This window comes from Crenobacter oryzisoli (genome assembly GCF_030385785.1).
Lineage (GTDB): Bacteria > Pseudomonadota > Gammaproteobacteria > Burkholderiales > Chromobacteriaceae > Crenobacter_A > Crenobacter_A oryzisoli.
The window spans coordinates 1-25,137 of the sequence record NZ_JAUEDK010000051.1 but is presented as its reverse complement, the minus strand read 5'-3'; the positions used below and the strand labels follow the sequence as shown (position 1 = coordinate 25,137).

Here is a 25,137-nt window from a genome sequence, read left to right as displayed (position 1 = left end):
GGCGTCAGACCGGCCTTTTCTACATCACGAGAAAATCCACGAGAAAACCGAGGTGCTGACATGATCTACCACGCCCCCCTAAAAGACATCCGCTTTGCGCTGAACGAGCTGGCCGAGCTGCCTGCTGTGTGCAGCCTGCCCGGTTACGAGGACGCCAGCGTGGAGCTGGTCGACGCGATCCTTGAGGAGGGCGCCAAATTCGCCGAGAACGTGCTGGCGCCGATCAACAAGCAGGGCGACCAGGGCGCGCGGCTCGACGGTAACATCGTCACCAGCGCGCCGGGCTTCAAGGATGCCTGGCAGCAGTATGTCGAGGCCGGCTGGGTCGGCCTGCGCGCGCCGGCCAAGTTCGGCGGGCAAGGGCTGCCGGCCCTGGTGGCGCTGGCGACCGAGGAGATGTGGTGCTCCGCCAACCTGGCGTTCTCGCTGGCGCCCTTGCTGACGCTAGGGGCGATCGAGGCGCTGAACCATCATGCGTCCGACGAGCTGAAGGCCGTCTATCTGCCCAGGATGTCAGCCGGCGAGTGGACCGGCACGATGAACCTGACCGAGCCGCAGGCCGGCTCCGACCTTGCCCAGGTGCGCACCAAGGCGCAGCCGCAAGGTGATGGTACCTACCGCATCAGCGGCCAGAAGATCTTCATCACCTGGGGCGAGCACGACATGGCGGACAACATCGTCCATCTGGTGCTGGCCCGCCTGCCGGACGCGCCGGCCGGGGTGAAAGGCATTTCGCTGTTCGTGGTGCCGAAATTCCTGATCAATGCCGACGGCAGTCTGGGTGAGCGCAACGACGTGCGTTGCGTGTCGCTGGAGCACAAGCTGGGCATTCACGGCAGCCCGACTGCTGTGATGAGCTTCGGCGATAACGGCGGCGCGGTCGGCTACCTGGTTGGCGAGGCCAACAAGGGTCTGTCGTATATGTTCACGATGATGAACCATGCCCGCCTCGGCGTCGGCATCGAGGGCATGGCGGTGTCCGAGCGTGCCTACCAGGCCGCGGTAGCCTATGCGCATGAGCGGGTGCAGAGCCGTGCGATCGGTTCGCCGGACCTGGCCGGGGTGGCGATCATCAAGCACCCGGATGTGCGTCGCATGCTGATGACGATGAAGGCGCAGATTGAGGCACAGCGAGCGCTGGCCTTCTACACTGCTGCCGCGCTCGATCGCGCCGCGCGTCATCCAGTGCCGGACGAGCGTGCACGCAACCAGGCGCTGGTCAACTTCCTGATTCCGATCGTGAAGGGCTGGAACACCGAGCAGGCCAACGAGATCACCAGTCTGGCGGTGCAGGTGCACGGCGGCATGGGCTACATCGAAGAGACCGGCGTGGCGCAGTACTACCGTGACGCGCGTATCACCGCGATCTACGAGGGCACCACCGGCATCCAGGCGCTCGACCTGATCGGCCGCAAGACAGCCAGCGAGAACGGTGCCACCGCGCGCTGGCTGCTCAACGAAGTGGCCGCCACCGCCGAGCGGCTGAAGGCGGCCGGTTTCGCCAGCCTGTCGGCCAATCTCGCCGCTGCCGTGGTCGAAGCCGAGCGCTGCGTGGCGTTCATTGTCGACACCTTCGCGGCGCAGCCGCAGCTGGCCGGCGCCGGCGCGGTGCCGTTCCTGAAGCTGATGGGCATCGTGCTGGGCGGTTGGCAGCTTGGCCGCGCGGCGTTGATCGCCAAGGCGCAGTCGGGCGAAGACGGTGCCGATGTCGAGTTCCTGGCAGCCAAGCAGATCACCGCGCGATTCTACGGCGAGCACCTGCTGCGGCAGGTGGCGGGGCTCGCCGCTGCAATCGTGGCTGGCGCCGACAGCGTGCTGGCGTTGGACGATAGCCAGTTCTGAGTTGCTCCTGCTTGAAAACGGCCGGCTGCCTGTCAGGGCGCCGGCCGTTTTTGCATGCCAGTTGCGGGCCACCCTGACGAGGCGGGGGGAGCCTTACCGTTCCCCCGTTAGAGCGTACCGGCTATCGACTGCACGGCGGCAAACAGCCGGTCGAACGGGTTGCTGTCCGTCAGCGCGTCGTCCTGACCTATGCTGCTCGCCGGTTGCATCTGGCCACGTTTCAGGTGCTCGTTGCGCAGGGCGGCGATCACCTTGCCGCCGAGGTGCAGCAGATCTGCGTCGTAGAGGTCCCCTATGGCCGACAGGTCGGTCAGCGGGATGTTGATCACCGGCACATTGCTGTTGCGCGGCTAGGCGCTCCAGCTGACCGGTATCGAGTAGGCGTGGCTCGGGCCGCCGTCAGCGTGCCGCTGCCGTTGCGGTTGAGGATCATGTTGGCGCCCCGATCTCCCTGGCTGAACGGTTGGCCGAAAATCTGGCTGACGCTGGTATACGCGGCCGGGGGGGGGGCATGCTGGCTAGGTTGTTGCAGTGGCTGACGCTGTCTTCGGTGATCCCTGGCGACCAGGGATGGTGCCGTTGCCGGGACAGTTGCTCGATGATGGCAGCATTAGCCGGTCGCTGGCGGTCTGCGGATTGGTGACATAGAGCGGCCCGTTGCCGCCTATCGCATCGGTCACCGCTGCCACGGCCCCAACGCCGGCGAACTTATTGCACAGCAGATAGCCTCCGATGCCTTGATAGCTGAACGGCGCGACTAGCGCGTTGCTGATGCCCAGCTCGAAGGTTCCTTGATGCCCCTGTTCGGGTCGATGGCGTGGATGCGATTGTTGATCACGCTGCGTACGCCATACGGCTGGACCAGATTGGCAGCAGCGATGAAGCCGCTCCCGCGGCCATTGTCCTGTAGGGTGTTGCCGCCTTGGGTGGAGTGGTAATCGACCGGTGCAGCGCTGCTCCAGCTGCTCGAAGCATAGTTCTGACGGTCTACGCTGTACTGGTTGGAGGCCAGTAGGGCGACAGTGCGCACCGGGACCAGGCTGCCAGTGAGGCCGAAGTAGCTGTAGAGCGGATTGCCGAGCATGTTGCTGGCGCTCAGGTTGATGGTGAATACCGGCCGCGACTTGGCGGTGGCGACACTGCTTGCGTTGACGCTGCTGAGCGTGCCGCCGTCGACGATGGCGCTGGCGATCGCGCGCTGGCTGGCAAGGTCGATTGGTGATGCGCCGGCCAGTGTCGCGTTGGTCAGCTTGGAGATGATGGCGCTGGCAAGATCGGCGGTGGCGGTGTCGCCATTGGCCAGGTAGTCGTCGTACAGATTGCCCGGGTTCGCGCCGCTGGCGCGCGCGACCTGCTGTACGGCTATTTCCGCCGCTGTCTTGCTCCAGCCCTCGATGCGCTTGGCGGTGACCAGGGTCGTGATCGGCGTGATATGGATTGGGGTAGTTGGATCCTCGATCACGGTGGCCAAGGTGAACGAGGTGGTGAAGTGTCCGCCGCTGCTGATGTCGACGGTGTTCGGCCCCACTTCGGCCAGCATCTTTTTGCCCCACGCTTGTTGGGGGTCGACGGTCAGGCTGTAGGAGCCGTTCGCGCTGGTGGTGGTGCTCGGGTCCCCCGGCTCGCATTGTCCGTTATCGTTCAGGTCGACGCACACGGTGGCGCCCTGCAGATAACCATCTATTGCTCGGCCGGAGATGGTCATGCTGCGCGGCAGGGGGGGGGCGACCCCTCCATTGCCGCTGCCATCGGGCTGGCCCGAGCTGCCGCTGTTGCTGCCGGTGTCACCGGCGCTGCCGCCGTTGCTGCCTGTGCTGCCACCGTTGGCCGGCTTGCCAAGGGTGTTGCTGCTATACCCGCCGCTGCCACCGCCTCCCCCCCCACAGGCGGTGAGTAGAGCGCAGCCCAGAGTGAGTGCGAACAAGCTGAATGGCGATGATGTATGCATGCCGGGGCCTCCACGTCATCTCTTCATGAGCGCCCACCCCAGAAAGAGTGGTGGCTAAACGAGGGTGTTGTTTATTCCCAGCATAGTTGCTTGCATCATCCAGAAGAAAAGTTTGTGATAACTACTTAAACTTTATTTTGCCAATATTAAATGACAAAATCATGTTGACGTGACGTCTTCAAACTAGAGTCTGACTATTTGAGTCATTCAATGACAAGGTTGGTCGCCGATGTCCCTGTCCACCAGTCTCCATCCGCCGACGCCGTTGTTGTATTGCGCGGTGGCGCCTGTCTTTGTCGTGCTTGCACCGTGTGCCGGTTGATGCGCTGTTGACAGGGGCATTGGTGTTCGGCGGCGCGTTCTGGAGCAATCGCATTGCTGGCCCAGGTCGACCGCTGGTGAACGGCGCGCAATCCGCGTGTGCGCCTGCTGCTGATAGTGCTGGGCGTGTTGCTGGTCACGGTGCGGGGCTATCAGCTGGTGTGACTGCCGGCCCAGAAGCAGACCGCACGCAACAAGGCCCGCATCTCCCGGCCAGCCTGCTTGACCTGGTGCTGGCGCGGAGCCGCGGCGGCCGGCTGCACTTGGCCGAGCCGTGGCAGCCTATGGGACGGTGGTTGCATGCTCTACTATCAGGGGGAGCGCGAGGTGCTGCGGTCGAGCCGGCTAGGCTGGCACCTCGAGCCACGCGCCTTACGTAGCGGCGAACTGGCCTGGCGGCTCGACTCGTCGGGCCAACAGGGCCGGCCGACGCCTGACCGGCACGGTGTGCGCATTGAGCAGCGGGTGCTGGAATTGCTGGCGGTGGTGGTCGCCGAGGCGGTCCCAGCCTGGCGCGACGCCGGTCTCGGCGGCAGGTTGGCGTTGCAGCTGGGCAGTTGGGCCGGGCAGCGGAGCCAGTTATCGGGCAATTGCAGCTGGACTGGGATCGTGCCAGCGCCAATGTCAGCACGGTGCGGCCGTTCGGACGCTACCGGCTGAGCGTGGCCGGTGCCGGCAAGGGGGGGCTGAGTCTCGCAACGCTAGCCGGCCCACTGGTTTTGCAGGGGGAGGGCATTGGTAGCCAGGGACGCGGCTAACGCTCGCCGGCAACGCCGACAGTGCGCCGGAACTGGCTAAAGGGCTGCGTCCGTTGCTGCTGCCGATAGGTCGGCCGGTCTGCAAGAGCCAGTACGCCGGGCAGGTAAAGTAGCGAATTTACCCGACCAGCTGTTGTGTCAAAGGGAAAATCGCGTTATTATTTAAAGGTTTATCCAAACGGGACAAGTGCCGCCGCACTGCGTCCCGTTATTCGCATAAAGCCATCATAAAAGCACTAAATGCTAACAGCAAACAGGAGCCAGCCAATGTCCATGCCCGCACTTCTTGCCTTGGCTGACGGTACGATATTCAAAGGCACTGCCATCGGTGCCGCTGGTTTCACCGTTGGCGAAGTGGTCTTCAATACCGCCATCACCGGGTATCAGGAGATTCTGACCGATCCTTCCTATACCAAGCAACTCGTCACTCTGACGTATCCCCATATTGGCAATGTCGGCGCGAATTCGGAAGATACCGAATCCCGCGCCGTTTTTGCATCGGGTCTGATCATCCGCGATCTGCCGCTGTTGCACAGCAACTTCCGTGCGGAGAACTCGCTGTCGGAATACCTGAAAGCCAACAACGTTGTCGCGATCGCCGACATCGACACTCGCAAGCTCACCCGCCTGTTGCGCGAGAAGGGCGCTCAGGCCGGCTGCATCATGGCCGGCGAGGACCTCGACGAGGCGCGCGCGGTGGAGCTGGCCAGGGGCTTCGGCTCGATGGCCGGCCAGGATCTGGCCAAGGTGGTCAGCTGTGAGCAGCCTTACCATTGGGACACCCGCGAGTGGCGTCTCGGCGAAGGCTACGGTGTCCAGCCCGAGGCGAAGTACCACGTGGTCGCCTACGACTTCGGCGTCAAGCAAAACATCCTGCGCATGTTGGCCGAGCGCGGCTGCCGCCTGACCGTAGTGCCGGCTCAGACCCCGGCCAAGGACGTGCTGGCGCTCAACCCGGACGGCGTGTTCCTGTCGAACGGCCCAGGAGACCCGGAACCGTGTGACTACGCGATCGCCGCGATCAAGGAAATCCTCGACACCAAGCTGCCGGTGTTCGGCATCTGCCTCGGCCACCAGCTGCTCGGCCTAGCGACCGGCGGCCAGACCTCGAAGATGAAGTTCGGTCACCACGGTGCCAACCACCCGGTGCAGGACCTCGACTCCGGCCGCGTGATGATCACCAGCCAGAACCACGGCTTCCAGGTCGACGAGACCAGCCTGCCGGCGAACGTGCGCGTCACCCACCGTTCGCTGTTCGACGGCACCGTGCAGGGCATCGCGCTGACCGACCGTCCGGCGTTTTCGTTCCAGGGCCACCCGGAAGCGAGCCCGGGCCCGAACGATGTCGCTTACCTGTTTGACCGTTTCGTTGCGTTGTTGGCCGAACGCCGAAGCTAAACAGAAAGACGCAGGAGAACGACCATGTTGGGGATCACCGACCCGCTGACCTTCCTGATAGGCACCATCTTCATCGTGCTGTTGCCGGGCCCGAACTCGCTGTATGTGCTGTCTGTGGCGGCGCAGCGCGGTGTGAAGGCCGGTTTCGTCGGCGCGTTCGGGGTGTTCACCGGCGACGCGATGTTGATGCTCGCCACTGCGGCGGGAGCTGCGTCGCTGTTGAAGGCGCTGCCGGGGCTGTTTCTGGTGCTGAAGTACGCTGGTGCGGCATACCTGGCGTGGGTCGGCGTCAACATGCTGAAGGGAGCGGTCAAGAGCTGGTCCGCCCCGGCGCCGGTCGACACCGGCTCGGCGGCTCTGGCGGTGGACATGCGCAACCCGTTCACCCGGGCGCTGTCGATCAGCCTGATGAACCCCAAGGCGATCCTGTTCTTCCTGTCGTTTTTCGTGCAGTTCGTCGACCCTGCCTACTCGCATCCGGCGCTGACCTTCGTCGCGCTCGGGTTGATCGTGCAGGCCTGCAGTGCCACCTATCTGACTGTGCTGATCCTGGCCGGTGTGCGCCTGGCGGCGGCATTCCGCGCCCGGCGTAGGTTGGCCGGCGCGGCAACCGGCGGGGTGGGCGTACTGTTCCTGGGCTTTGGGGCCAAGCTGGCCGCAGCCAGCCTGAATTAAGCAACACCGAATTGAATATCGAGATAGAGCGATGCCGAAACGTACCGACATTAAAAGCATTCTGATTATTGGCGCCGGCCCGATCGTGATTGGTCAGGCCTGCGAATTCGACTATTCCGGCGCGCAGGCGTGCAAGGCGCTGCGCGAAGAGGGTTACAAGGTCATCCTGGTCAACAGCAACCCGGCCACCATCATGACCGACCCGAACATGGCCGATGTTACCTACATCGAGCCGATCAACTGGCAGGTGGTCGAGAAGATCATCGCCAAGGAGCGCCCGGACGCGATCCTGCCGACGATGGGCGGCCAGACCGCGCTGAACTGTGCGCTCGATCTGGCGCGCAACGGCGTGCTCGACAAGTACAAGGTCGAACTGATCGGCGCCACCGAGGACGCGATCGACAAGGCCGAGGACCGTGGCCGCTTCAAGGAGGCGATGGCCAAGATCGGCCTGTCCTGCCCGCTGTCGTTCATCGCGCACACGATGGAAGAAGCGCTCGAGGCGCAGACCAAGGTGGGCTTCCCGACGCTGATTCGTCCGTCGTTCACCATGGGCGGCTCCGGCGGCGGCATCGCGTACAACCCCGAGGAATTCCTGGCGATTTGCGGGCGCGGTTTCGAGGCGTCACCGACCCACGAACTGCTGATCGAACAATCGGTGCTCGGCTGGAAAGAGTACGAGATGGAAGTCGTTCGCGATAAGAACGACAACTGCATCATCATCTGTTCGATCGAGAACTTCGATCCGATGGGCGTGCACACCGGCGACTCGATCACCGTCGCCCCAGCGCAGACGCTGACCGACAAGGAATACCAGATCATGCGCAACGCCTCCCTGGCGGTGCTGCGCGAGATCGGTGTGGACACCGGTGGTTCGAACGTGCAGTTCGCGACCAACCCGGACACCGGCGAAATGATCGTCATCGAGATGAACCCGCGCGTGTCGCGTTCGTCGGCGCTGGCGTCCAAGGCCACCGGCTTCCCGATCGCCAAGATTGCCGCCAAGCTCGCGGTCGGCTTTACCCTCGACGAGCTGAAGAACGACATCACCGGCGGTGCGACCCCGGCCTCGTTCGAGCCGTCGATCGACTACGTCGTGACCAAGATTCCGCGCTTCGCATTCGAGAAATTCCCGCAGGCCGATGACCGCCTGACCACGCAGATGAAGTCGGTCGGAGAGGTGATGGCGATGGGTCGCACCCTGCAGGAATCGATGCAGAAGGCGCTGCGCGGTCTGGAAACCGGCCTGTCCGGCTTCGACCCGGTCACCACCGATCTGGAGAAGATCCGCCACGAATTGGGCACCCCAGGTCCGGAGCGCATCCTCTACGTCGCCGATGCGTTCCGCGTCGGCATGAGCCGCGACGACATCTTCGCGATCAGCAAGATCGACCCGTGGTTCCTCGCGCAGATCGAGGACATCGTCGGCGAGGAAAAGGCGCTGGCCGGTCGCAAGATCGAAGGCTTCGACTACGCCGAACTGCGTCGCCTGAAGCGCAAGGGCTTCTCCGACCGCCGCTTGGGCGCCCTGCTGGGCGTCGACCAGGGCGCGGTGCGCGCCAAGCGCTGGGCACTGAACCTGCATCCGGTGTACAAGCGGGTCGACACCTGCGCGGCCGAGTTCGCGACCAACACCGCATACATGTACTCGAGCTATGAGGAAGAGTGTGAATCGCAGCCGACCGACAAGAAGAAGATCATGGTGCTCGGCGGCGGTCCTAACCGCATCGGTCAGGGCATCGAGTTCGACTACTGCTGCGTGCACGCTGCGCTCAGCCTGCGTGAGTCGGGCTTCGAGACCATCATGGTCAACTGCAACCCGGAGACGGTGTCGACCGACTACGACACTTCCGACCGTCTGTACTTCGAGCCGCTGACGCTGGAAGACGTGCTGGAAATCTGCCGCGTCGAGAAGCCGTTTGGCGTGATCGTGCAGTACGGTGGCCAGACCCCGCTGAAGCTGGCGCGCGCACTGGAAGCCAACGGCGTGCCGATCATCGGCACCAGCCCGGACATGATCGACGCCGCCGAGGACCGCGAGCGCTTCCAGAAGCTGCTGCAGGAGCTGGGCCTGAAGCAGCCGCCGAACCGCACCGCCCGCACCCCGGCCGATGCGATGAAGCTGGCCGAGGAGATCGGTTACCCGCTTGTGGTGCGTCCGTCCTACGTGTTGGGCGGCCGTGCGATGGAAATCGTGCACGAGCCGGCCGACCTCGAGCGCTACATGCGCGAGGCGGTGAAGGTGTCGAACGACAGTCCGGTGCTGCTCGACCGCTTCCTGAACGATGCGATCGAAGTCGACGTCGACGCGGTGTCCGATGGCGAGCAGGTGGTGATCGGCGGCATCATGCAGCACGTCGAACAAGCCGGTGTGCACTCGGGTGACTCCGGTTGCTCGCTGCCGCCGTACAGCCTGTTCCCGGCAGTGCAGGATGAGATCCGACGCCAGACCATTGCGATGGCCAAGGCGCTGAACGTGGTCGGCCTGATGAACGTGCAGTTCGCGATCCAGGGCGACACCATCTACGTGCTGGAAGTGAACCCACGCGCTTCGCGTACCGTGCCGTTCGTCTCCAAGGCGACCAGCGCGCCGCTGGCGAAGATCGCTGCCCGCGCGATGGCTGGTATCTCGCTGGCCGAACAGGGCTTCACCCGCGAGATCGTGCCGCCGTACTACTCGGTGAAGGAAGCCGTCTTCCCGTTCATCAAGTTCCCGGGCGTCGATACCATCCTCGGCCCGGAAATGAAGTCGACCGGTGAAGTGATGGGCGTCGGCCGCACCTTCGCCGAGGCGTATGTGAAGAGCCAGTTGGCCGCCGGCGACCGCCTGCCGAAGACCGGCAAGGTGTTCCTGTCGGTGCGCGACAGTGACAAGGCCGGTGCGGTCGAAGTGGCGCGCGAACTGCAGCGTCTGGGCTTCGGCGTGTGCGCGACCCGTGGCACCGCCAAGGTGCTGCAGGAGGCTGGCATCATCGTCCAGGCGGTGAACAAGGTGGCCGAGGGCCGTCCGCACATCGTCGACATGATCAAGAACGGCGAAGTGGCGCTGGTGGTCAACACCGTCGACGAGAAACGTCAGGCGATCCAGGACAGCCACTCCATCCGTCGCAGTGCACTGCAGATGCGCGTGCCGCAGTACACCACCCTGGCCGGCGCCAAGGCGGTGTGCGTCGGTATGGGCCATGCCGACGACTTCGACGTCTATAGCGTGCAGGGTCTGCATGCCCAGGTAGTCGATGCCAAATAAATGACGGGCGGCGTTCGGTCCCTCTTTGAACCGGACGCCGTTTCCCGTTACAATCTTTGGCAAATCAAGCATCAGCCAAGCCGCCGTCCTGTACGGCGGCTTGCGTTTTTTGTATCGCAGGCGGCCCGGCCGCCCTGGAGAGAAACCCATGATTAAAGTCCCGTTGACCGTGCGTGGCGCGGAGCTGCTCAAGGAAGAGCTACAGCGCTTGAAAAGCGTGGAGCGCCCCAGCGTGATCGAAGCGATCGCCGAGGCCCGCTCGCATGGCGACCTGTCCGAGAACGCCGAATATGAGGCAGCCAAGGAGCGCCAAGCCTTCGTCGAAGGCCGTATCGCCGAACTGGAAGGCAAGCTGTCGAATGCACAGATCATCAATCCGGCCGAACTCGACGCCGACGGTCGCATCGTGTTCGGCACTACCGTCGACCTGATGGACATGGAGTCCGAGGACAGCGTGACCTACCAGATCGTCGGCGACGATGAGGCGGACATTAAGCTCGGCAAGGTGTCGGTGAATTCGCCGATCGCTCGCGCCCTGATCGGCAAGGAAGCCGGTGACGTTGCCGAGGTGATGGCGCCTGGCGGCATCCGCGAATACGAAGTGCTGGAAGTGCATTACCGCTAATCGGTCCGAACCCGGGAGGCTGCATGAACTGGATACGCGCCATCGCCGCAACGTTGTGGATTGGCGGCATGTGGATAGTCGGGCTGATGGTGGCCCCCTTGCTGTTTGCCTCGCTAGACCGGGTCACCGCCGGCATGGTGGCGGGGCGGATTTTCGCCGTGCTTGGCTGGGTGGGCTTGATCTGCGGCATTCTGCTGCTGGTCGATATCGTCTGGCGCGACGGGGTTAGCGGCGTGAAGGGCGCCCTGTTCTGGGTAGCGTTCGGTATGCTCGCCTGTACGGTGATCAACCAGTTCGCCGTCACGCCTATCATCGCCCAGCTCAAGCAGGGGATGAACCACGCGGCACAGGGTATGTTCGGCGGCGGCTTCGCCACCTGGCACGCGATCTCCAGCCTGATCTATCTGGTACAGAGCTTGCTCGGCTTGGTCTACGTGCTCAAAAGAGACAGTTAAGCCGCGCCGATCAGCAATCGGGGTCAGCTGAACGGATAAAATAAAAGCGGTGGCTTGGCCACCGCTTTTGTCTTCGAGAAGAGGGCGCTTATTTGGCCGCTTTTTTCTTGCTCGGCTTGGGCAGAACGATCTTTTCCTTGTCGGACGGACGCCACAGCACCAGGAGTTTGCCAATGTGCTGTACGGGGGCTGCGCCGAGCTCGTCGCACAATTGCTCGTACATGGCGACACGGGCATCGCGGTCGTCGCCGAGCACGCGCACCTTGATCAGCTCGTGGGCATCGAGGTTGACGGCCACTTCGCGGATCACCGCTTCGGTCAGGCCGTTGCTGCCAATCATCACCACCGGGTTCAGACCATGGGCCAGCCCTTTCAGGTACTGACGTTCGGTCGTAGTCAACTCGATTTTCATGGGTAGGGTATCCTGAATAAACCCGGATTCTACTAAACTTTGCCCGCTTTCCCAAAGGTCGGGGTCGACGGCGGGTGAAAACACGACAGCACTGCCGACTTTCCGTTACGATCGGTACTGACCGGTCACCGAATCACCCGGGTGCGAGCAGCGCCCGTGCAGACAGAAACAGCATGGCAAGATCCAAAACCAGCAAGGCGTGGCTCTCCGAACACGTTCACGACCATTATGTCCATCAGGCGCAAAAGGACGGCTACCGCTCGCGTGCCGCCTACAAACTGTTGGAAATCAACGAGAAGGACAAGCTAATCCGCCCCGGCACCGTGCTCGCTGACCTCGGCAGCGCGCCGGGCAGTTGGTCGCAGGTGGCCGCGCAGATTGTCGGTGACAAGGGCAAGGTGTTTGCGCTCGACATTCTGCCGATGGATCCGCTACCTGGGGTCGATTTCATCCAAGGTGATTTCCGGGAGCAGGAGGTGCTCGACGAGTTCGTGCGTCTACTTGGCGGGCGTGCGCTGGACCTTGTTATTTCCGATATGGCCCCCAATATCTCCGGAATGAGCGCGATCGATCAGGCCCGCAGCTTCCACCTGACCGAACTGGCGCTGGAGTTTGCCCGCGATCATTTGAAACCGGGCGGCCATTTTCTCGTCAAAGTGTTTCAGGGCAGCGAGTTCCAGGATTATCTGAAGGCGATGCGCGAGCTTTTCGTCGAAGTGGTCAGCCGCAAGCCCAAGGCCTCGCGCGACCGTTCCAACGAAATCTATCTTCTGGGCAAGTCTCGGCGCTGACATTCCAGAGGGGCGGGTTTACAATTCGTTAAATGACACGGGCCACAGAAAGCGTCAGGGCGCAAAGGAGTCCCATCGAGTGAACAATATTGGTAAGAATATCGCCATCTGGGTGATTATCGGGCTGGTGCTGATGACAGTATTCAACCAGTTCAATAAGCGCCAGGATGCGCAGAATCAGGTCGAATACTCCCAGTTCATCAGCGACGTGGAGTCCGGCAAGGTACAGTCGCTGACCATCGAGGGCCATCCGCTGCGTGGCCAATGGCTCAAGGGTAAGCGCACCGACGGCACCACCTTCGCGACCTATGCGCCGTACGACCCGCAGCTGGTCGACGACCTGATCAAGAACAACGTGCGCTTCGCCGCCAAGCCGGAAGAAGAGCCGAGCCTGTTGATGAACATCTTCATCAGCTGGTTCCCGATGCTGCTGTTGATCGGCGTCTGGGTATTCTTCATGCGCCAGATGCAGGGCGGCGGCAAGGGCGGGGCATTCTCGTTCGGCAAGAGCAAGGCCCGCATGCTCGACCAGGACACCAATACCGTCACCTTCCAGGACGTCGCCGGTTGCGATGAAGCCAAGGAGGAAGTGAAGGAAATCGTCGACTACCTGCGTGACCCGACTCGCTACCAGAGCCTGGGCGGCCGTATCCCGCGCGGCATCTTGCTGTGCGGCTCTCCGGGTACCGGTAAGACGCTGCTTGCCAAGGCCATCGCAGGCGAAGCCAAGGTGCCGTTCTTCAGTATTTCCGGCTCCGATTTCGTCGAAATGTTCGTCGGTGTCGGCGCGGCCCGCGTGCGCGACATGTTCGAGCAGGCGAAGAAAAATTCGCCGTGCATTATCTTCATCGACGAAATCGACGCGGTTGGCCGCCAGCGTGGTGCCGGCCTCGGCGGTGGCAACGACGAGCGTGAACAGACGCTGAATCAGCTCTTGGTCGAGATGGATGGTTTTGAAACCAATACTACCGTGATCGTGATCGCTGCGACCAACCGTCCGGACGTGCTCGACCCGGCGCTGCAGCGCCCGGGCCGTTTCGACCGCCAGGTGGTGGTGCCGCTGCCGGACATCCGTGGTCGCGAGCAGATCCTGTCCGTGCACATGCGCAAGGTACCGGTGGCCGCCGATGTCGACGCGCCGATCATCGCGCGTGGCACGCCGGGCTTTTCCGGCGCCGACCTGGCCAACCTGGTGAACGAGGCCGCACTGTTCGCGGCGCGCCGGAACAAGCGGCTGGTCGACATGGAGGACTTCGAGGCCGCCAAGGACAAGATCATGATGGGCGCCGAGCGCCGCAGCATGGTGATGACCGAGGACGAGAAGAGGAACACCGCCTACCACGAATCCGGTCACGCGGTGGTCGCCAAGCTCTTACCGAAGTCCGACCCGGTGCACAAGGTCACCATCATTCCGCGCGGCCGTGCGCTGGGCGTGACGATGCAGCTGCCGGAAGAGGACCGCTACGCCTACGACCGCCAGTACCTGCTTGATCGCGTTGCGATCTTGTTCGGCGGCCGGATCGCCGAAGAGCTGTTCATGAACCAGATGACTACCGGCGCTTCGAACGACTTCGAACGGGCGACCCAGATGGCGCGCGACATGGTGACCCGCTACGGCATGAGCGACAAGCTCGGCCCGATGGTATACGGCGAGAACGAGGGTGAGGTGTTCCTCGGCCGCTCGGTCACCACGCACAAGAACCTGTCCGAGGCGACGATGCAGCAGGTCGACAGCGAGATCCGTCGCATCATCGACGAACAGTACACGCTGGCGCGCCGACTGCTCGACGAGAACCGCGATAAGGTCGAGGCGATGACCGCCGCGCTGCTCGAGTGGGAAACCATCGATGCCGAGCAGATCGACGATATCATGGCCGGCAGGCCGCCGCGCCCACCGAAGCCGGGCAACGGTTACACGCCGACCAGCGGCGGAAGCCCATCCGCGTCGGCTCCTGAGCCGACCACAATGCCGGCACAGGAACTGTAAGTCGGTTCCTGCCTATTCCCGCCAAGGCGGCAGCGCACGCTGCCGCCTTTTGTTTTGCTACGGATACCTCGCAATGACCACTTTGCTGTGCGGCCGCTATCGGCTCGACCTGTCCCGACCGTTGGTGATGGGCATCCTCAACGTTACCCCCGATTCGTTTTCCGACGGCGGCCGCTATGACCGACTTGAAACCGCTTTGCGTCATGCCGAGCAGATGGTGGCGGACGGCGCGGCACTGATTGATATCGGCGGAGAGTCGACCCGGCCGAACGCACCCTACGTCAGCCCCGACGAGGAACTGGAGCGGGTATTGCCAGTGCTGGAAAAGCTGGCCGGTCTCGGGGTGCCGCTGTCGCTGGACACCCGCCGCGCCAGCGTGATGCGCGCTGCGCTCGCCACCGGAGCGCTCGACCTGATCAACGACGTGTCGGCGCTGGAGGATGATGGCGCGCTCGAGCTTGCTGCCGCTTCGGCCAACGTGGCGGTGTGCCTGATGCACAAGCAGGGCAACCCGGATACGATGCAGGACAAACCCGATTACGACGACGTGGTCGCCGAGGTGGGTAACTATCTGGGGCGCCGGGTGAGACTGTGCATCGATGCCGGTATCGCCGTCGAGCGGCTGTTGGCCGATCCTGGCTTCGGCTTTGGCAAGACGCTGGAGCACAACCTCGCGCTGCTGCGCGAACTGCCGGAACTGGAGCACCGTGCCGGTGTGCCACTGCTGGTTGGCATGTCGCGCAAGTCGATGCTTGGCGCGATCACCGGCGAAGCGGTACCGGTCGAGCGACTGGGCGCGAGCGTGGCGGTGGCGCTGGAGTCGGCTCGCCGCGGCGCCAAAATCATTCGCGTGCACGACGTGAAGGCCACGCGCCAGGCGCTGCAGGTGCTGGCGGCGTTGTAAGAACAAAACACGTCATCGTTTCGTCATATACTTCGCCTCCCCGGCCGTCGGCTGGGAACGCCCTAACCGGGATGGGGCACGGTACACTACCGCAGTTTTTTCAGGATATTGCTTCGATGGCTCGTAAATACTTTGGGACCGACGGCGTGCGCGGCGAGGTTGGCCGTTTTCCGATCACGCCCGAATTCGTGTTGAAGCTCGGTTATGCGGCCGGCCGCGTGCTGGTGAATCACGAGGCGCAGACCCGTCCGACCGTGCTGATCGGCAAGGACACACGGATTTCCGGCTACATGCTCGAGGCCGCGCTGCAGGCCGGTTTCACCGCCGCGGGGGTCAATGTGCTGTTGACCGGCCCGCTGCCGACACCGGGCATCGCCTACCTCACCCGTGCGCTGCGCCTGTCGGCCGGTGTGATGATTTCGGCGTCGCACAATGCCTTTCAGGATAATGGCATCAAGTTCTTTGCCGAAGGCGGCAAGAAGCTCGACGATGCGCTCGAACTCGAAATCGAGGCGATGCTCGAGCATCCGATGGACACGAAGCCGTCGCTCGAGCTTGGCCGGGCGCGCCGCATCGACGGCGCGGCCGACCGCTATATTGAGTTCTGCAAGAGCGGCTTCCCGAACGACCGCAACCTGCGCGGTTTGAAGATTGTGGTCGACTGCGCGCACGGCGCCACGTACCACATTGCGCCAAAAGTGTTCCACGAGTTGGGCGCCGATGTGGTCGTGATCGGCGGCGAGCCGTCCGGCTACAACATCAACGACAAGGTCGGCGCGACCCATCCGGAGACGTTGCAGCAGGCGGTGCTCGAGCATGCGGCCGACTACGGCGTCGCGCTTGACGGCGACGGCGATCGCCTGATCATGGTCGACCGCAATGGCGTCAGCTACGACGGCGATCAGCTTATCTATGTGATCGCGAAGGCGCGCGCCGCGCGCGGCGAGCTGAAGGGCGGTGTGGTCGGCACGGTGATGACCAATATGGCGATGGAGCTGGCGTTGGCCGAACAGGGGGTGCCGTTCGCCCGTGCCAAGGTCGGCGACCGTTATGTGCTGGAGCTGCTCCACGCCAACGGCTGGCAGGTCGGCGGCGAGGCGTCGGGCCATGTGCTGTGTCTCGACCAGCATTCGACCGGCGACGGCATCATCTCGGCGCTGCAGGTGTTCAACAGCCTGGCCGAGCTGCAGATGGAGCTGGCCGATGTGTGCCGCGACTGGCAGCCGTTCCCCCAGACGCTGATCAACGTGCGCCTGAACGGCCAAGATTGGAAGCGTGCGTCGGCCGAACGCCTCGCCGACGCCGAGGCCGCACTGGCCGGGCGCGGCCGGGTGGTGCTGCGTCCATCCGGCACGGAGCCGGTGGTACGGGTGATGGTCGAGGCGGACGAGGCGGCATTGGCTGAACGCTGGGCCCGCGACATTGCCGGGGCGATCGAGCAGGCAGCGGCCTGAACGGTAGAGCAGGAACGCCGCGTGGGACGCGGCGTTTGGCATAGTTAGCAGAATCGTCTGAACGATGCGATTCGGGTCGGCTAGCTCAGCAGGCGGCGCGGTACCCGCGCGGTGATCGCGCACATCAGCTCGTAGGCGAGCGTGCCGGCTGCGGCGGCGACCCATTCGATCGGCACATTTGGCCCCCACAGTTCGACCCGACTGCCGACGCCAGCCAGGGGCAGTTCGGTCAGATCGACGGTCAGCATGTCCATCGAGACTCGCCCTATGGTGCGACTGGGTTGTCCGTCGACGCTGACCGGGGTGCCGGTCGGTACGATGCGTGGGTAGCCGTCGGCGTAGCCGCAGGCGACCACGCCGATCCGCATCGGCCGCTCCGCGCAGAACAGCGAGCCATAGCCCACGCTGTCGCCAGTTTGCAGTTCCTGGACGGCGATGATATCGGCGCGCAACGTCATCGCGGGTTTAAGTCCGAGTTCAGCGCCGGTCTGACCGTCGAAGGGGGAGGCGCCATACAGTACCAGCCCCGGCCTGACCACGTCGGCGAAGCATTCGGGATAGGCGAACAGCGCGGCCGAGTTGGCGGCGCTGAGTGCGAGGCCGCAGGAGCGGGTCGCCGCGGTGAAGCTCGGCCACTGCGTTGCGATGCCGCGTGCGTCATCGGCGGTAGCGAAGTGGGTCATCACGGTGGTTGGCATGATGGCAGGCAGCGAGGCGAGCGTGGCAAGCAGCTCGGGAAGCCGTTGCGGCTTGAAGCCCAGGCGGTTCATGCCGCTGTTGAGTTTGAGCCAGACTTCTAGCGGCCTGGGCAGTGGCGCATGGCGTAGCCAGTCGAGCTGATGATCGCTGTGGATCGCGCAGATCAGGCGGTATTCGCTCATCGCGGTGACTTCGGCGGTGTCGAACGGGCCTTCTAGCAGCAAGATGGGCTGGGTAATGCCAGCATCGCGCAAGCGTAACGCGTCCTCGATGTTGAGCAGCGCGAAGCCGTCGGCAACGTCGGCCAGCGCTTGGGCGACCACCAGGCTGCCGTGGCCGTAGGCGTCGGCCTTGATCACGGCGAAGGTGCGCGAGTTGGGTGCTTTTTGTTTACAGACCAAGTAGTTGTGTCGTATGGCTGCAAGGTCGATGTCTACACAGACAGGGCGTGTCATGGCAAATTGTGGGTCGACGTGGTGTGCTATTATAAGCCGCTGTTAATACTTGCATACACTAGCTTGCACATCAGGAAACGCAACTTCACCGGCCGACGGCGCGGCGGAAACTAATGGATATTCTTCAGCTCTTACTCGACTTTTTTACGAGCTACGGCTATCTCGCCGTGTTTTTCGTGCTGCTGCTGTGTGGTTTCGGTGTGCCGATCCCGGAAGACATCACCCTGGTTGCCGGTGGGGTGATCTCCGGCCTCGGCTATGCCAATGTGCATGTAATGTTCGCTGTCGGGATGGCCGGGGTCCTGGTGGGGGACGCGGTGGTATTCTCCGCCGGGCATGTGTTCGGTCCTAAAGTGCTGCGCTTTCGTCCGATCGGCCGCATCCTGACGCCACAGCGTTTTCATGCGGTACAGGAGAAGTTCGACAAGTACGGCAGCTGGGTGCTGTTCATTGCCCGTTTTCTGCCCGGTTTACGCTCGCCGATCTTCATCACCGCCGGGATGAGCGGCAAGGTGTCCTATCTGCGTTTTTTGATGATGGATGGGTTGGCTGCGTTGATCTCAGTGCCGGTGTGGGTGTATCTGGGCAACTTCGGCGCGTCCAACCGTGAATGGCTGCTGATGATGGTCCACCGTGGTCAAGCAGGCCTGTTGCTTGTGGTGGGGTTGCTGCTGCTGACGGTCGGTGTTGTTTTCTGGCGTAAGAAGAAGCTGGCTGCGGCAGCGCATCGCAAATAGCGAACGAAGGATATGAACAAAACGGGCTGCCAATTGGGCAGCCCGTTGTGTTTTGTGCTGATGGAATGACGACTCAGCCTACCTGCAGCAGCTCCACTTCGAAGACCAGCGTGGCATTCGGCGGAATCACGCCGCCGGCGCCGCGAGCGCCGTAGCCCAGGTGCGGAGGGATGGTCAGCTTGCGTTTGCCGCCCACCTTCATGCCGGCCACGCCTTCGTCCCAGCCCTTGATCACATAACCCGCGCCAAGCGGGAAGCTGAACGGCTGCGAGCGATCCTTGCTCGAATCGAACTTGGTGCCGTCGGTCAGCCAGCCGGTATAGTGCACGGTAACTTCCTGGCCCTTGACCGCTTCGGCGCCAGTGCCCAGCTCCAGTTCTTCAATAATCAATTCGTTGCTCATTGCATGCCCTTTTATTATCGCACAGTGAAAGCTGATTGTAGCAGGCCTTGTTCGTAAGCCCCGTGGTGGCCGAGTTGTGTTTTCCGTTCAATGGCTTATAACGGAAAAATACTGGGGCTTTTGCCACGTGACTCGCGAGAAGGGGGCTGTAATGGATATTACCCACCTGCCATCCCGGGACCATCCGGTGGTGCATCATGTGAAGCCATCCGATGCGGTGGCTTGGTTGAAGCTAGGCTACCGCGACCTGCAGCGGGCGCCAGCCGATGCCATGCTGTACGGCGTCGCTTTTGTCGTGATGGGCTTCCTCTTGGTGTTTTACTTCGACCGTGCTCCCGAGTACGTGATCACTCTGTCGACGATGTTCCTGCTGCTCGGACCATTCCTGGCGATCGGTTTGTACGACATTGCCCGGCAACTGGAAATGGGGGGGCGGCGCATCAATCTGGCACAGAGCCTGATGTCGTGGCGAGGGAACATCCAGAGCTTCTCGCTGTATGTGGTATTGCTGACGGTGCTGGTGTTCGCGTGGTTCCGCGTGTCGTTGCTGATGTTCGCGCTGTTCTTCGAGGGACCGCTGCCGACGATCGACTCGCTGGTGGTGAACGCGCTGCGCCCGGAAAACCTCGCCTTCCTGATCGCCTACTTCGGTACCGGCTTCTTCTTCGCGCTGTTCACCTTTGCGATCAGCATGGTGTCGATCCCGATGATGCTCGACAAGGACGTCGATGCCATCACTGCAATGATCACCAGCTTCCAAGCGGTCTATAAGAACCTGCTGACGATGGTCTGTTGGGCGGCTATTATCGTGGCATTGACGGCGGTGGGCTTCTTGACCTACTTCATCGGACTGGTCTTCATCATGCCGGTGATTGGCCTCGCTACCTGGCATGCCTACCGCGCCCTGATAACCTACGAGCGCTGACCAGATACTTCATGACCCATTCGATCGTGTTTCTCGACCGGGACAGCTTGGCTGTCCCGGTTCCCGTTTTTGGCTTCCCGCATCGCTACACCGAGTATCCGGCAACGTCGGCCGAACAACTGGTCGAGCGTGCGGCCAATGCCGACATCCTGATCACCAACAAGGTCCCAGTCACTGCCGCACAGCTGGATGAGCTGCCGGGACTCAAGCTGATTGCGGTGGCCGCCACCGGTGTCAACCATATCGATCTCGAGGCCTGCCGCACACGCGGCGTGGCGGTATGCAACGTGCGCCACTACGGCGACGACACGGTGGCAGAGCACGCCTTCATGCTGATGATCGCGTTGCGTCGCAACCTGCCTGCCTACCAGCGCGACGTGGCCGCCGGGGTATGGCAGAACGCCGGGCAGTTCTGCCACTTCGGTGCGCCGATCCGCGATTTGGCCGGAGCGACGCTCGGCATCGTCGGCGGCGGCGGCATCGGCCAGGCGCTCGCCAAGCGAGCCGAGGCCTTTGGGATGACGGTGTGGCAGGCCGAGCGCAAGGGTGCGGCGAGCGTGCGGCCGGGGTATGTAGCGTTCGACACGGTGCTGGAGCAGGCCGATGTGATCTCGCTGCACTGTCCGCTCACCGACGAGACACGCGGCATGATCGGCGCGGCCGAATTGGTGCGGATGAAGTCGGGGGCGATCCTGATCAATACCGCACGAGGGGGCTTGGTCGACGAGGAGGCGCTGATCGCCGCGCTGAAGTATGGGCAGCTCGGCGGTGCAGGCTTCGACGTGCTGTCGGTCGAGCCGCCGCGCGATGGCAACCCGCTGTTGAAGGCACGAGTGCCACACCTGATCGTCACGCCGCACGTGGCATGGGCGAGTGGCGAGGCGATGGGGCGGCTGGCGCAGCAGGTCGTCGACAATATTGGCGCCTTTATCGCTGGGCGCGAGGCAAACCGGCTGGTGTGAGTCGCTAGATGGGGTAACGAAAACGGCGAGCCTGGCGCTCGCCGTTTTGCTGTGATCAAGGGATAGTCGCTTGTGGCGCCCTCAGTCCGGAATCTCGTTTGGGTTGAGGCGCGGTGTGTCCTCGGGGTCGAGGCCAAGACGCTGGCGGATGCCCGTCAGATAGCGGTTGACGTCCGGGCCACCGCCGTAGCGCTGGGCATGCCAGATCATCTCTCCGAGCGCCTCCATGCAGGCGTGCTGGGCGTCGTGCTCGCTGCCCAGGCGCAGCGCCAGCTGAGCATACAACGAGCGAATGCCGAACGGCTGGTCGATCGAGCGCTGTTCTTCGATGGCCAGATGCAGGCCCAGATGCAGGAAAGGATTGGTCTCACCCAGTTCCGGAGTCCATTCGCGTTCGAGATAACGCGCAGGATTGTCTAGGATGGGATGGTATTCGGGATGTGCGATCAGGATCGCGAGCGTCATTTGCTCGAGATCGGTCAGCGGCTGCCCGGCCTGGTGCTTGGCCCAGGTATCGAAGAAAAAGCGCCGCGCATCCTGGCGACTGGGTGTAAACATTGTCTAAAACCCGACTAAAAAACTCGGGAAAGATTATAGCGATAGCGACGGAGAGCCGCCATGACTACGCTACACGACTTCAGCGCCCGCCACCTAGACGGCCACGAGGCGTCGATGGCCGACTATGCTGGGCGCACCGTGCTGGTGGTGAATACCGCCAGCGAATGTGGCTATACCCCGCAATACCAGGGGCTGCAGGAGCTGTACGAGCATTTCGGTGCCGAGAAGCTGGCGATCCTGGCGTTTCCGTGCAATCAGTTCGGCGGCCAGGAGCCCGGTTCGGCCGACGCGATCGCGCAGTTCTGCGAGGCACGCTTCGCGATCCGCTTCGATCTGTTCGACAAGATCGAGGTGAACGGCTCGAACGCTCATCCGCTGTGGCGCTGGCTGACCGGCGCCGACAGCGCCAAGCCGCAGCCGATCAAGTGGAACTTCACCAAGTTCCTGGTCGACTCGAAGGGGCGGCTGGTGAAGCGCTTCGAGCCGGCGGTGGCGCCGTACGAACTGCTCGACGACATCGCCATCCTGGTCGGCCGATCGAACGGATAGGCGGGCTAGGTGCGGTCTATGCCTGCCGAAACAGCCGCCCAGGCTGGAGCGCTGCCATCGGATGCGTAGTGCGGGCTGGACAACGACGTCACGTCGCTAAATGCATTCGGCCAACCTGACAAGGTTGGCCGAACGGGCTTGGACGAGATGTGTATCAGCGACGGGTGAAGATCACATCCCAGACGCCGTGACCGAGCTTGATGCCGCGCGCCTCGAACTTGGTCAGCGGTCGGTACGCCGGTCGTGGCGCGAAACCGTCGGCGCTGTTGGCCAGCTCCTCATTGCCGGACAGCACTTCCAGCATCTGCTGCGCGTACTCTTCCCAGTCAGTGGCGCAGTGCAGGTAGCCGCCGGTCTTCAGTTTCTTCGCCAGCTTGGCGATCAGCGGCGCCTGGATCAGGCGGCGCTTGTGGTGGCGCTTCTTCGGCCACGGGTCGGGGAAGAAAATATGGATGCCATCGAGCGAGCCATCCGGCAGCATGTGGTCGATCACTTCGACGGCATCGTGGCGGATGATGCGCAGGTTGGTGATGTCCTGCTCGGCAACCAGTTTCAGCAGGTTGCCGACACCGGGCGAGTGCACCTCGACGCCGAGGTAGTCGTTGTCCGGGCAGGTGCGGGCGATCTCGGCGGTGGCAGTGCCCATGCCGAAGCCAATCTCAAGAATCTTCGGTGCCTGGCGGCCGAAGGTGGTGGCCAGGTCCATAGGCTCGGCGCGGTATTCGATCCCCCAGCGCGGCATGCCCTCATCCATGGCGCGCTGCTGCGCCGCCGTCAAATGCCCTTGGCGCAGCACGAAGCTCTTGATGTGTCGCTGGTAGGCCGGATTTTCCATGATTCCTGTCCGAAAAACGCAAAAAGAACGCGATGTTACCGAATCCGGTGGCGTGAAGCGAGCGTTAACGCGGCGGCGTCCTGCCTGCGAGGAAGGCATCGACGCTCGGGTAGGCAAGCCGCACTTTCAGTTCAGCCAGGCGGCCATTGCTGAGTCGGCGCGATTCGGCGAGAAACGACCACAGTCCCGGTGACACCCGTTGTCGCACCGCATCGCGCGGCAGTCGCTCTGGGCGCGGCAGACCGGTGGCATCGGCGAGCTTGTCGTACCAGTCGCCGACCGGCAAAGGCTCGGTGTCGCAGGCGTTGTAGACGCGGATGCCGCCAGTGCGCCGCAGAGCGACGACGCACAGCATCGCTAGGTCGTCGGCGTGGATGTGGTTGCTGATACTGTCTTCGGTCTCGATGATGTTGGGTGCTTCGCTCCTCAGCCGTGCCAGCGGTAGCCGCTCGGCGGCATAGATACCCGGGGCGCGCAGGATAGTCAGGCTGGTGTCGCAATGCTGGGCGGCAAAGTGGCGCAGCGTGCGCTCGGCATCGTAGCGACGCTTGGCGCGCGCCGTGTCCGGTCGACACGGCCGGGTCTCGTCCACCCAGGCGCCGCCGCAGTCGCCGTACACGCCGCTGGTACTGATGTACACCACCCGCTGTGGTATGCTGCCCGTTTTCGCCAGCGCCGCCAGACAGCGTCGCAGACGCGGATCGCGCTCCCCCTGGTCGGGGGGCGGAGCGGTATAGAGCAGCGCATCGGCCAGGCCCGCCAGACGGGGCAGTAAAGCCGGCTGGTCAAGGTCGACCAACAGTGGCGTCACGCCGAGCGCGCGAGCAGCGGCGGCTTGTTCGGGCCGTCTTACCGCAGCGAGCAGTCGCCAGTGGCCGGTCAGCATGGGTACCGCCCGGCGCGCCACATCGCCGAAACCGATAATCAATAAGGTAAGCATGCTGGCATTGTAGCGAGCAAACACCAAGGATAGAGAAAACATGACGTGTCAGGTCAAGGTGCTTCCGAGCGGCCACACCTTCGCCGTGGAAGACCACGAAACCATCCTCGACGCCGCGCTGCGTCATAGCGTCGGCCTGCCGTACGGCTGCCGCGACGGGGCCTGCGGCGCCTGCAAAGGCAAGGTGGTCGAAGGGCAGATCGAGCAGGGCGCGCATCAGGCCAAGGCGCTGAGCGAGCAGGAAGCGGCCCAGGGCCTGGCGCTGTTCTGCTGCGCCAAGCCACAGGGTGACGTGACCATCGAAGTGCGCGAAGTCACCGGCGTCGGCGACATCCAGATCAAGACGCTGCCGTGCCGGGTCGAGTCGATCGAGAAGGTGCACGATGTCGCGATTCTGAAGCTCAAGCTGCCGGTCTCCGAGCGGCTGCAGTTCCGCGCTGGCCAGTACATCGATATCCTGATGCGCGACGGCAAGAAGCGCAGCTTCTCGATCGCCAATGCGCCGCACGATGACGCGTTCATCGAGCTGCACATCCGCAACCAGCCGGGCGGCAGCTTCTCCGAGTATGTGTTCAACACGATGAAGGAGCGCGAGATCATGCGCTTCAAGGGGCCGATGGGCACCTTCTTCCTGCGCGAGGACTCGGACAAGCCGATCATCTTCATCGCCAGCGGCACCGGCTTCGCCCCGATCAAGGGCATCATCGAACACGCCATCTACAGCGGCATCAACCGCCCGATGGTGATGTACTGGGGCGCCCGCACCAAGGCCGACCTGTACATGGCCGAACTGGCCGGTTCCTGGCAGCAGCAACTGCCGGGTTTCAGCTTCATTCCGGTCCTCTCCGAGGCGTTGCCGGAGGACAATTGGGTTGGTCGAACCGGCTTTGTGCACCAGGCCGTGCTCGATGACTTCGACGATTTGTCCGGCTACCAGGTCTACGCCTGCGGCGCACCGGTGATGGTCGAAGCCGCGCACACGAGCTTCACCGGCTCGCGCGGCCTGCCGGAAGACGAGTTCTTCTCCGACGCGTTCTTCCTGTCGAAGGACATGAAAGGCGCTAACCCGAGCTGAACCGTCAGCGCTCCAGAAAACAGCCCCGCATTGCGGTAATGCCGTTCACTTAGCGGATCGAACCTGTTTGATTGGGTAACGGGACGGCAGCTTTTTCACCACGCGGGGGCATTCACGCCCCCGCCGTTGTTTCGGTAGCAACAACTCCCCGAGGCGTTCCCGCAGACGCAGCAAGCGCGCCG

General features: G+C 63.2%; 25 protein-coding genes. 16 read left to right on the top strand and 9 right to left on the bottom strand.

Features of this window, described 5'->3' with window-relative positions:
• Positions 1 to 60 precede the first annotated feature (60 nt).
• Positions 61 to 1,842, top strand: a complete 1,782-nt coding sequence (locus tag QU481_RS19625; RefSeq protein ID WP_289831686.1) for an acyl-CoA dehydrogenase — start codon at positions 61 to 63, stop codon at positions 1,840 to 1,842.
• A 107-nt stretch (positions 1,843 to 1,949) separates the two neighbouring features.
• Here QU481_RS19625 and QU481_RS19620 read toward each other — a convergent pair whose 3' ends face one another.
• The 3 genes from QU481_RS19620 to QU481_RS19610 form a co-directional block, all read right to left on the bottom strand.
• On the bottom strand, positions 1,950 to 2,171 hold the full coding sequence (locus QU481_RS19620) for a hypothetical protein (RefSeq protein WP_289831685.1): 222 nt from the start codon (positions 2,169 to 2,171) through the stop codon (positions 1,950 to 1,952).
• Positions 2,172 to 2,599: 428 nt separating this feature from the next.
• Positions 2,600 to 3,790 (bottom strand): hypothetical protein, encoded by a 1,191-nt coding sequence (locus QU481_RS19615; protein WP_289831684.1) that lies wholly within the window; start codon positions 3,788 to 3,790, stop codon positions 2,600 to 2,602.
• A gap of 473 nt (positions 3,791 to 4,263) precedes the next feature.
• Positions 4,264 to 4,413: a hypothetical protein gene (locus QU481_RS19610; protein WP_289831683.1), complete on the bottom strand. Its 150-nt coding sequence runs from the start codon at positions 4,411 to 4,413 to the stop codon at positions 4,264 to 4,266.
• Here QU481_RS19610 and QU481_RS19605 point away from each other — a divergent pair.
• From QU481_RS19605 to QU481_RS19580, 6 genes are all read left to right on the top strand, one after another.
• Positions 4,412 to 4,771, top strand: a complete 360-nt coding sequence (locus QU481_RS19605; protein ID WP_289831682.1) for a hypothetical protein — start codon at positions 4,412 to 4,414, stop codon at positions 4,769 to 4,771. The two genes, QU481_RS19610 and QU481_RS19605, sit on opposite strands and share 2 nt — an antisense overlap.
• Positions 4,772 to 5,136: 365 nt before the next feature.
• On the top strand, positions 5,137 to 6,267 hold the full coding sequence (carA, locus tag QU481_RS19600) for a glutamine-hydrolyzing carbamoyl-phosphate synthase small subunit (protein WP_289831681.1): 1,131 nt from the start codon (positions 5,137 to 5,139) through the stop codon (positions 6,265 to 6,267).
• 24 nt (positions 6,268 to 6,291) lie between these two features.
• On the top strand, positions 6,292 to 6,942 hold the full coding sequence (gene leuE / locus QU481_RS19595) for a leucine efflux protein LeuE (RefSeq protein WP_289831680.1): 651 nt from the start codon (positions 6,292 to 6,294) through the stop codon (positions 6,940 to 6,942).
• Between the two features lie 31 nt (positions 6,943 to 6,973).
• Positions 6,974 to 10,189, top strand: a complete 3,216-nt coding sequence (gene carB, locus QU481_RS19590) for a carbamoyl-phosphate synthase large subunit (RefSeq protein ID WP_289831679.1) — start codon at positions 6,974 to 6,976, stop codon at positions 10,187 to 10,189.
• Between the two features lie 148 nt (positions 10,190 to 10,337).
• Positions 10,338 to 10,814, top strand: coding sequence for a transcription elongation factor GreA (gene greA / locus QU481_RS19585; RefSeq protein WP_289831678.1), 477 nt, complete (start codon positions 10,338 to 10,340; stop codon positions 10,812 to 10,814).
• A 23-nt stretch (positions 10,815 to 10,837) separates the two neighbouring features.
• Positions 10,838 to 11,269 (top strand): DUF4149 domain-containing protein, encoded by a 432-nt coding sequence (locus QU481_RS19580; RefSeq protein ID WP_289831677.1) that lies wholly within the window; start codon positions 10,838 to 10,840, stop codon positions 11,267 to 11,269.
• 88 nt (positions 11,270 to 11,357) lie between these two features.
• On the opposite strand, the gene yhbY is transcribed toward QU481_RS19580, so the two are convergent.
• Positions 11,358 to 11,681, bottom strand: a complete 324-nt coding sequence (gene yhbY / locus QU481_RS19575; protein WP_435381889.1) for a ribosome assembly RNA-binding protein YhbY — start codon at positions 11,679 to 11,681, stop codon at positions 11,358 to 11,360.
• A 173-nt stretch (positions 11,682 to 11,854) separates the two neighbouring features.
• On the opposite strand from yhbY, the gene rlmE reads away from it, so the two are divergent.
• The 4 genes from rlmE to glmM all read left to right on the top strand — a co-directional run bounded on the left by rlmE (position 11,855) and on the right by glmM (position 16,817).
• Positions 11,855 to 12,472 carry a 23S rRNA (uridine(2552)-2'-O)-methyltransferase RlmE gene (gene rlmE / locus QU481_RS19570; RefSeq protein WP_289831695.1) on the top strand — a complete coding sequence of 206 codons (618 nt, stop codon included), beginning with the start codon at positions 11,855 to 11,857 and terminating at the stop codon, positions 12,470 to 12,472.
• 79 nt (positions 12,473 to 12,551) lie between these two features.
• The gene (gene ftsH / locus QU481_RS19565) at positions 12,552 to 14,459 is read left to right on the top strand and encodes an ATP-dependent zinc metalloprotease FtsH (protein WP_289831676.1); all 1,908 of its coding nucleotides are present in this window, start codon (positions 12,552 to 12,554) and stop codon (positions 14,457 to 14,459) included.
• 73 nt (positions 14,460 to 14,532) lie between these two features.
• Positions 14,533 to 15,363 carry a dihydropteroate synthase gene (gene folP, locus QU481_RS19560; protein WP_289831675.1) on the top strand — a complete coding sequence of 277 codons (831 nt, stop codon included), beginning with the start codon at positions 14,533 to 14,535 and terminating at the stop codon, positions 15,361 to 15,363.
• Positions 15,364 to 15,479: 116 nt separating this feature from the next.
• On the top strand, positions 15,480 to 16,817 hold the full coding sequence (gene glmM, locus QU481_RS19555; RefSeq protein ID WP_289831674.1) for a phosphoglucosamine mutase: 1,338 nt from the start codon (positions 15,480 to 15,482) through the stop codon (positions 16,815 to 16,817).
• An 80-nt stretch (positions 16,818 to 16,897) separates the two neighbouring features.
• Here the strand turns inward: glmM and alr are convergent, their stop codons facing one another.
• Complete coding sequence (alr, locus tag QU481_RS19550; RefSeq protein ID WP_289831673.1) at positions 16,898 to 17,971, bottom strand: alanine racemase; 1,074 nt, start codon at positions 17,969 to 17,971, stop codon at positions 16,898 to 16,900.
• Positions 17,972 to 18,084: 113 nt separating this feature from the next.
• Here alr and QU481_RS19545 point away from each other — a divergent pair, with 113 nt between their 5' ends.
• A complete protein-coding gene (locus QU481_RS19545) occupies positions 18,085 to 18,708 on the top strand; it encodes a DedA family protein (protein ID WP_289831672.1) in 624 nt (207 codons plus the stop codon).
• A 73-nt stretch (positions 18,709 to 18,781) separates the two neighbouring features.
• On the opposite strand, the gene QU481_RS19540 is transcribed toward QU481_RS19545, so the two are convergent.
• Positions 18,782 to 19,111 carry an FKBP-type peptidyl-prolyl cis-trans isomerase gene (locus QU481_RS19540; protein ID WP_289831671.1) on the bottom strand — a complete coding sequence of 110 codons (330 nt, stop codon included), beginning with the start codon at positions 19,109 to 19,111 and terminating at the stop codon, positions 18,782 to 18,784.
• 151 nt (positions 19,112 to 19,262) lie between these two features.
• Between QU481_RS19540 and QU481_RS19535 the strand changes: the two genes are divergently transcribed.
• Positions 19,263 to 20,036, top strand: coding sequence for a DUF2189 domain-containing protein (locus QU481_RS19535; RefSeq protein ID WP_289831670.1), 774 nt, complete (start codon positions 19,263 to 19,265; stop codon positions 20,034 to 20,036).
• 11 nt (positions 20,037 to 20,047) lie between these two features.
• Positions 20,048 to 20,998, top strand: a complete 951-nt coding sequence (locus QU481_RS19530; protein ID WP_289831669.1) for a D-2-hydroxyacid dehydrogenase — start codon at positions 20,048 to 20,050, stop codon at positions 20,996 to 20,998.
• An 81-nt stretch (positions 20,999 to 21,079) separates the two neighbouring features.
• On the opposite strand, the gene QU481_RS19525 is transcribed toward QU481_RS19530, so the two are convergent.
• Complete coding sequence (locus tag QU481_RS19525) at positions 21,080 to 21,556, bottom strand: DUF1841 family protein (RefSeq protein ID WP_289831668.1); 477 nt, start codon at positions 21,554 to 21,556, stop codon at positions 21,080 to 21,082.
• Between the two features lie 60 nt (positions 21,557 to 21,616).
• On the opposite strand from QU481_RS19525, the gene QU481_RS19520 reads away from it, so the two are divergent.
• Positions 21,617 to 22,105 (top strand): glutathione peroxidase, encoded by a 489-nt coding sequence (locus QU481_RS19520; RefSeq protein WP_289831667.1) that lies wholly within the window; start codon positions 21,617 to 21,619, stop codon positions 22,103 to 22,105.
• A 154-nt stretch (positions 22,106 to 22,259) separates the two neighbouring features.
• Here the strand turns inward: QU481_RS19520 and trmB are convergent, their stop codons facing one another.
• Both trmB and QU481_RS19510 read right to left on the bottom strand, forming a co-directional pair.
• Complete coding sequence (trmB, locus tag QU481_RS19515; protein ID WP_289831666.1) at positions 22,260 to 22,940, bottom strand: tRNA (guanosine(46)-N7)-methyltransferase TrmB; 681 nt, start codon at positions 22,938 to 22,940, stop codon at positions 22,260 to 22,262.
• Positions 22,941 to 23,004: 64 nt separating this feature from the next.
• The gene (locus QU481_RS19510; RefSeq protein ID WP_289831665.1) at positions 23,005 to 23,880 is read right to left on the bottom strand and encodes an SDR family oxidoreductase; all 876 of its coding nucleotides are present in this window, start codon (positions 23,878 to 23,880) and stop codon (positions 23,005 to 23,007) included.
• A gap of 40 nt (positions 23,881 to 23,920) precedes the next feature.
• Between QU481_RS19510 and QU481_RS19505 the strand changes: the two genes are divergently transcribed.
• On the top strand, positions 23,921 to 24,955 hold the full coding sequence (locus QU481_RS19505) for a CDP-6-deoxy-delta-3,4-glucoseen reductase (RefSeq protein WP_289831664.1): 1,035 nt from the start codon (positions 23,921 to 23,923) through the stop codon (positions 24,953 to 24,955).
• Positions 24,956 to 25,137 lie beyond the last annotated feature (182 nt).

Excerpts from the sequence above, each read along its gene's own strand:
- QU481_RS19610 (WP_289831683.1), bottom strand. The coding sequence starts at position 4,413 with ATGCAACCACCGTCCCATAGGCTGCCACGGCTCGGCCAAGTGCAGCCG.
- QU481_RS19625 (WP_289831686.1), top strand. The coding sequence starts at position 61 with ATGATCTACCACGCCCCCCTAAAAGACATCCGCTTTGCGCTGAACGAG.
- QU481_RS19525 (WP_289831668.1), bottom strand. The coding sequence starts at position 21,556 with ATGTTTACACCCAGTCGCCAGGATGCGCGGCGCTTTTTCTTCGATACC.
- QU481_RS19535 (WP_289831670.1), top strand. The coding sequence starts at position 19,263 with ATGGATATTACCCACCTGCCATCCCGGGACCATCCGGTGGTGCATCAT.
- trmB (WP_289831666.1), bottom strand. The coding sequence starts at position 22,940 with ATGGAAAATCCGGCCTACCAGCGACACATCAAGAGCTTCGTGCTGCGC.
- QU481_RS19580 (WP_289831677.1), top strand. The coding sequence starts at position 10,838 with ATGAACTGGATACGCGCCATCGCCGCAACGTTGTGGATTGGCGGCATG.
- yhbY (WP_435381889.1), bottom strand. The coding sequence starts at position 11,681 with ATGAAAATCGAGTTGACTACGACCGAACGTCAGTACCTGAAAGGGCTG.
- alr (WP_289831673.1), bottom strand. The coding sequence starts at position 17,971 with ATGACACGCCCTGTCTGTGTAGACATCGACCTTGCAGCCATACGACAC.
- QU481_RS19605 (WP_289831682.1), top strand. The coding sequence starts at position 4,412 with ATGCTCTACTATCAGGGGGAGCGCGAGGTGCTGCGGTCGAGCCGGCTA.
- QU481_RS19510 (WP_289831665.1), bottom strand. The coding sequence starts at position 23,880 with ATGCTTACCTTATTGATTATCGGTTTCGGCGATGTGGCGCGCCGGGCG.
- folP (WP_289831675.1), top strand. The coding sequence starts at position 14,533 with ATGACCACTTTGCTGTGCGGCCGCTATCGGCTCGACCTGTCCCGACCG.
- carA (WP_289831681.1), top strand. The coding sequence starts at position 5,137 with ATGTCCATGCCCGCACTTCTTGCCTTGGCTGACGGTACGATATTCAAA.
- glmM (WP_289831674.1), top strand. The coding sequence starts at position 15,480 with ATGGCTCGTAAATACTTTGGGACCGACGGCGTGCGCGGCGAGGTTGGC.
- leuE (WP_289831680.1), top strand. The coding sequence starts at position 6,292 with ATGTTGGGGATCACCGACCCGCTGACCTTCCTGATAGGCACCATCTTC.
- QU481_RS19615 (WP_289831684.1), bottom strand. The coding sequence starts at position 3,790 with ATGCATACATCATCGCCATTCAGCTTGTTCGCACTCACTCTGGGCTGC.
- QU481_RS19505 (WP_289831664.1), top strand. The coding sequence starts at position 23,921 with ATGACGTGTCAGGTCAAGGTGCTTCCGAGCGGCCACACCTTCGCCGTG.
- rlmE (WP_289831695.1), top strand. The coding sequence starts at position 11,855 with ATGGCAAGATCCAAAACCAGCAAGGCGTGGCTCTCCGAACACGTTCAC.
- carB (WP_289831679.1), top strand. The coding sequence starts at position 6,974 with ATGCCGAAACGTACCGACATTAAAAGCATTCTGATTATTGGCGCCGGC.
- QU481_RS19530 (WP_289831669.1), top strand. The coding sequence starts at position 20,048 with ATGACCCATTCGATCGTGTTTCTCGACCGGGACAGCTTGGCTGTCCCG.
- greA (WP_289831678.1), top strand. The coding sequence starts at position 10,338 with ATGATTAAAGTCCCGTTGACCGTGCGTGGCGCGGAGCTGCTCAAGGAA.
- QU481_RS19520 (WP_289831667.1), top strand. The coding sequence starts at position 21,617 with ATGACTACGCTACACGACTTCAGCGCCCGCCACCTAGACGGCCACGAG.
- QU481_RS19545 (WP_289831672.1), top strand. The coding sequence starts at position 18,085 with ATGGATATTCTTCAGCTCTTACTCGACTTTTTTACGAGCTACGGCTAT.
- QU481_RS19540 (WP_289831671.1), bottom strand. The coding sequence starts at position 19,111 with ATGAGCAACGAATTGATTATTGAAGAACTGGAGCTGGGCACTGGCGCC.